Source organism: Streptomyces bohaiensis, from assembly GCF_012033785.1.
Taxonomy (GTDB): Bacteria; Actinomycetota; Actinomycetes; order Streptomycetales; family Streptomycetaceae; genus Streptomyces; species Streptomyces bohaiensis.
In genome coordinates this window covers 1-5,139 of sequence record NZ_JAAVJC010000315.1, presented here as the reverse complement: position 1 = coordinate 5,139, position 5,139 = coordinate 1, and the positions used below count along the sequence as shown (strand labels likewise).

The 5,139-nt window shown below is 76.5% G+C and carries 4 protein-coding genes; 1 reads left to right on the top strand and 3 read right to left on the bottom strand.

Translation table 11 applies throughout. The features are described from left to right. Positions 1–179: 179 nt before the first annotated feature. The 3 genes from HCN52_RS21675 to HCN52_RS21665 form a co-directional block, all read right to left on the bottom strand. The gene (locus HCN52_RS21675) at positions 180–1,052 is read right to left on the bottom strand and encodes an SDR family oxidoreductase (protein ID WP_168090130.1); all 873 of its coding nucleotides are present in this window, start codon (positions 1,050–1,052) and stop codon (positions 180–182) included. 294 nt (positions 1,053–1,346) lie between these two features. Further along, positions 1,347–2,846, bottom strand: a complete 1,500-nt coding sequence (locus tag HCN52_RS21670) for a dihydrolipoyl dehydrogenase family protein (protein WP_168090129.1) — start codon at positions 2,844–2,846, stop codon at positions 1,347–1,349. A gap of 210 nt (positions 2,847–3,056) precedes the next feature. Then, entirely contained in the window at positions 3,057–4,223 is a 1,167-nt protein-coding gene (locus tag HCN52_RS21665) for an enolase C-terminal domain-like protein (RefSeq protein WP_168090128.1), read from the bottom strand. Between the two features lie 165 nt (positions 4,224–4,388). On the opposite strand from HCN52_RS21665, the gene HCN52_RS21660 reads away from it, so the two are divergent. Then, positions 4,389–5,069 carry a GntR family transcriptional regulator gene (locus HCN52_RS21660; protein ID WP_168090127.1) on the top strand — a complete coding sequence of 227 codons (681 nt, stop codon included), beginning with the start codon at positions 4,389–4,391 and terminating at the stop codon, positions 5,067–5,069. Positions 5,070–5,139: the final 70 nt, after the last annotated feature.

Here is a 5,139-nt window from a genome sequence, read left to right as displayed (position 1 = left end):
GCGGGACGGGCTCTACGCCGACTTCCTGCCCGGCCTGGTCGGCGAGGACGGCGTGATCCGGGGTCCCGCCGGCGCGGACCGAGGGCACCGGCCGTGGCGGACCCCTCGGAGGAGGCCGATCCGGCTCGACGCCGCGGCCGCGGGGTGGTCCGCGCCGGACCGCCCAGGAGCGGCGGAGTTCAGCCCGCGGTGCGCCGCAGCACCTGTGCCAGCGGCGTCGCCGGGTGGCCGGTCAGCCGGGGAACGGCGTCGCTCACGGCTGCCAGCTCACCCGCCGCCATGGCGGTGTAGGTCGACACCCAGGCGTCGAGCTGCCAGCGGGGCGCTCCGGAGGCCTCCCGGGACCGGTACGCCTCCGCCACGGTCTCGGGGTGGTAGGTCACCGGCCGTCCCGTCGCCTCCGTCAGCTCCGCGGCGATCTCCGCCAGCGTGAGCGCCCGCGGGCCGGTCAGGTCGTAGACCGCGCCGTCGTGCGCCGGGGCATCGAGCAGCGCGGCCACCGCGGCGTCGGCGATGTCGTCCTGGGCGACGACGGAGGCGGCGCCCTCGCCGGCCGGACCCCGGATCACGCCGTCCTCGCCGACCAGGCCGGGCAGGAAGTCGGCGTAGAGCCCGTCCCGCAGGAAGGTGTACGACAGGCCGCTGTCGCGGATGTACCGCTCCGTCACCCAGTGGTCGCGCGCCAGCGTGAAGGTGGCGTCAGGGGCGGCACCGAGGAACGAGGTGTACACGATGTGGCCCGCGCCGGCCTCGGCGGCGGCGTCCACGAACGACCGGTGCTGGTCGAGGCGGTCCTCCGACTCCGACGCGGAGACCATCAGGACCCGGTCCGCCCCGGTCAGCGCCCGGACCAGCTCGCGCCGGTCCCCGTACCCCGCGGCGGCCACCGCCGCCCCCGCGAGCCGGGGCGCCCGCGCCGGGTCGCGCACCAGGAGCGTCTGTGCGAGGCCCGCCTCGGCCAGCCGGGCGGCGACCCGTCCGCCGAGTCGGCCGGTCGCGCCCGTCACCACTGTTGCGGTCCCGGCGCCGCGGCGCCCCTCAGCATCGGCCATCCGTCCTGCCTTCCTGGTCAGCGCTTCTCCCCGCGACTGTAGGCCGGGGGAGTCCCCGCATGCGGTCCCCCGGCGCGGCGAACGGGTGACATTCGGCCGGGACGCGGCCGGCCGCACCGGACGCCCGCCCCACCGGACGGCCGGCGGTGGGTGCCGTGCGGCGGGCATGGGCGGTGCCCGGCGGGGCCTCACGCCCCGGGGCGAACGTGCGGACGTCGCCGAGGGCGGCGGGGCCGTACCGGCCGGGAACTGCGGGCGGAGCCCGCCCGACAGGCCCGCCGCCGACCGGCGCGCTCAGCCCTGGAGCTGGGCCAGCAGCCCGAGCCAGACCTCGCTGATGGTCGGGTAGGCGGGGACCGCGTGGGCGAGTCGCTCCACCGGTACCTCGGACACCACGGCGACGGTGGCCGCGTGCAGCATCTCGGCGACCGCCGGGCCGGCGAAGGTGGCGCCGACGAGGACGCCCCGCTCGGCGTCGGCCACCAGCCGGGCACGGCCCCGGTACCCGTCGGCGTACAGCGCGGCGCCGGCCACGTCGCCGAGCTCCGCGTCGGCGACCCGGGTCCGGATGCCGCGCGACGCGGCGTCCGCCGCCGTCAGCCCCACCGAGGCGACCTCCGGGTGGCTGAAGACGACCTGCGAGACGGCCTCGTCGTCGGCGGTGGCGGCATGCGCCCCCCAGCGGCCGCCGGCCGCCGAGCGCCCCCGGTACCGGGCGACCATGGCGTCCCCGGCGACACGTGCCTGGTACTTGCCCTGGTGGGTGAGGAGGGCGCGGCCGTTGACGTCGCCGACCGCGTAGAGCCACCCGCCGGCGACGTCGTCCACGCGACAGCTGTCGTCCACGCGCAGCCAGTCGCCGGGCCCCAGCCCGACCGTCACCAGGCCCAGGTCCTCGGTGCGCGGTCCGCGCCCGGTGGCGAACAGCACCTCGTCGACCTCGACCTCGCCGCCGTCCTCCAGCACCACGGTGACCGGCCCGGCGGGGTCGGGCCGGCGCAGCGCGGCCACCGAGGCGCCGATGCGGACGTCGGCGCCGGCGTCGCGCAGCGACCCGGCCACCAGCTCCCCGGCGAACGGCTCCATGCGGGGCAGCAGGGCGTCGCCGCGCGCCAGCAGGGTGACCCGGGAGCCGAGCGCCTGCCAGGCGGTGGCCATCTCCACCCCCACCACGCCTCCGCCGACCACGGCGAGCCGGGCGGGGGCCTCGGAGGCGCTGGTGGCGTTGCGGCTGGTCCACGGACGGGCCTCGGCGACGCCGGGGAGGTCGGGCACCAGTGCGCGGCTCCCGGTGCAGACGGCCACCGCGTGCCGGGCGGTCAGGACGCGGCTGCTGCCGTCGGAGGTCTCCACGGCGACCCGCAGTTCCCCGGCGAGGCGGCCGACGCCGCGCACGAGGGGGACCCCTACGGAGTCGAGCCACTCCACCTGCGAGGAGTCGTCCCAGTCGTGGGTGAAGTCGTCCCGCCGCGCCAGGACGGCCGAGGTGTCGAACTCTCCGTCCGTCGCCTGCCGGGCGCCGGCCACGGCGCGCGCGTCGGCCAGTGCGGCGACCGGCCGCAGCAGCGCCTTGCTGGGCATGCACGCCCAGTAGGAGCACTCGCCGCCCACCAGTTCGTTCTCCACGATCACCGCGCTCAGCCCCGCGTCGGAGACGCGGCCGGCCAGCACCTCGCCGACCGGTCCGGCGCCGATCACCACGACGTCGTAGACGTCGGCGGCGGGGTCCGGCGCCCCGCCCTCGGGCCCCGCCCCGCTGCCCCCGGTGGTGTCCTGTGCCCGCTCCTCCGCCATGACGACCCTCTCTCTGCGCTTCGCGACGCCGTGCCCGGCGCGGGACCGGCCGTGCCGGTGCCCGGGTGGGGACGGTACCGCGCCATCCGTGCCACGGAACCGGAGACCGGCGACGGGTGGTGGCACGCGCGCCCGGATCGGCCCATCTCTCACCCGGTCGGCGTCCGGGTGACCCGCCGGTCCCGCTCCGGGCGCGTCTCGGCGACGCTCTCAGCTGTGGAGCGCCCGCAGCACCCGGTAGAACTCCGCCTTGAGCTCCAGCCCGATGCCGGGGGCGTCGGTCAGGCCGATCCGGCCGCCCTCGACCCGGGCGCCGTCGGCGAAGCCCCCGGTGGGGCGGAACTCGCCGGGGTAGGACTCGTTGCCGCCGAGCTTCAGCGCCGCCGCGATGTGGAGCGAGAACTGGTGGCCGCCGTGCGGGACGCAGCGGCGGGTCGACCAGCCGTGGTCGCGCAGCATCTCCAGCACCCGCAGGTACTCGGTGAGCCCGTAGGAGAGGGCGGGGTCCACCTGGATGACGTCCCGGTCGGGGCGCATCCCGCCGTGGCGCACGAGGTTGCGGGCGTCCTGGAGGGAGAAGAGGTTCTCGCCGGTGGCGATCGGACCGGGGTAGTGCTCGGCGAGGACGGCGTTGAGGCGGTAGTCGAGCGGGTCGCCGACCTCCTCGTACCAGAACAGCCCGTAGGGCTCGATGGCGCGGCCGTACTCCAGCGCGGTGGCGAGGTCGAAGCGGCCGTTGACGTCGACGGCGAGCCGGGAGCCGTCGCCGCCGACCACCTCCAGCACCGTCTCGATGCGGCGGAGGTCCTCGGCGAGGTCGGCGCCGCCGATCTTCATCTTGACCACCTCGTACCCCTGGTCGAGGAAGCCGCGCATCTCGTCGCGCAGGTCGGCGTGGGTCCGGCCGGGGGCGTAGTAGCCGCCGGCGGCGTAGACGAAGACGGTGTCGTCGTGGGTGCCGTCCCCGTGGCGGTCGGCGAGGTAGCGGTGGAGCGGGACGTCCTCGATCTTGGCCGCGAGGTCGAACAGGGCCATGTCGACGACGCCGACGGCGACCGACCGCTCGCCGTGGCCGCCGGGCTTCTCGTTGCGCATCATCACCTGCCAGGCCCGGCCCGGGTCCAGCCGGCCGGCCTCGTCCAGCAGGGCGCCGGGCTCGGCGTCGAGCAGCCGCGGCAGGACGCGGCGGCGCAGGATCTCGCCCGCGCTGTAGCGACCGTTGGAGTTGAAGCCGTAGCCGACCAGCGGTCGGCCGTCGCGGACGACGTCGCTGACGACGGCGACCACGGAGCAGTCCATGGTCGTGAAGTCGATCCAGGCGTTGCGTATCGCGGAGCTGATGGGCACGACGCCCTCGTGCACGGCGGTGATCCTCATGCGGTTCCTTCCCGGTGCACCGTCAGGTTGTAACTTATAAGATTGTCCGCGTGCTAGGTTCACGCCCCACGAGCGTCCCGTCAAGACCCCGGCCGACCGCGCCGGGCGGGGACGCGGTCGCTCCCCGCGCGGGGCGACCGGGGTGCGGAAAGGGGGCGGGCCGAGGTGTCCATACGGGGTGTCTTCGCCAGCAAGGCCGACCTGGCCTACGCCGAACTGCGGGGCCGCATCCTCAGCGGCGCGCTGCCGGCGGGGTCCCGGCTCGCCCAGTACGACCTGGCCGAGGAGCTCGGCATGAGCATCACCCCGATCCGCGAGGCGGCCCGCCGCCTGAGCAGCGAGGGGCTGGTCGACCTCGACGCCCACCGGGACGCCCGGGTCGCCGCCATGAGCGCGGAGGAGGCCCGCGACCTGCTGGAGGTGCGGCTCTCGCTCGATCCCGCCGCGGCGCGGCTCGCCGCCGAGCGGCGGACCCCGGCGGACATCGACGCCCTGCGCCTGGCGCAGCACGCGCTGCTGCCGGTCAACCGCGCCACCGGCGAAGAGGCGCTGGCGGCGCACCGCGCCTTCCACCGCGCGCTCTACCGGGCCTCGCACAACCCGGTGATGATCCGGCTGCTGGACGACCTCTGGGACAAGACCGACCGGTACCGGCGGTTCGGCCTCCACCTCCCCGAGGGGGACGCCCCCCGACTGCGCGACCACGACGAGCACGCCCGTCTCGCCGATCTCGTGGTGGCGGGCGACGCGGACGGCGTGGAGGAACTCATGCGCGGCCACATCGCGCTGAGCCTCGCCGTCGGCGCGGTGGAGGCGCTCCAGGCGGCGGCCGAGCAGCGCGGCTGACCGCGCCCGCCGCCCCGCCTCCGCCGGCCTCCCGGCCGCCTCCGCCCGTCCCGTCCGCCCCGGCGTCCGC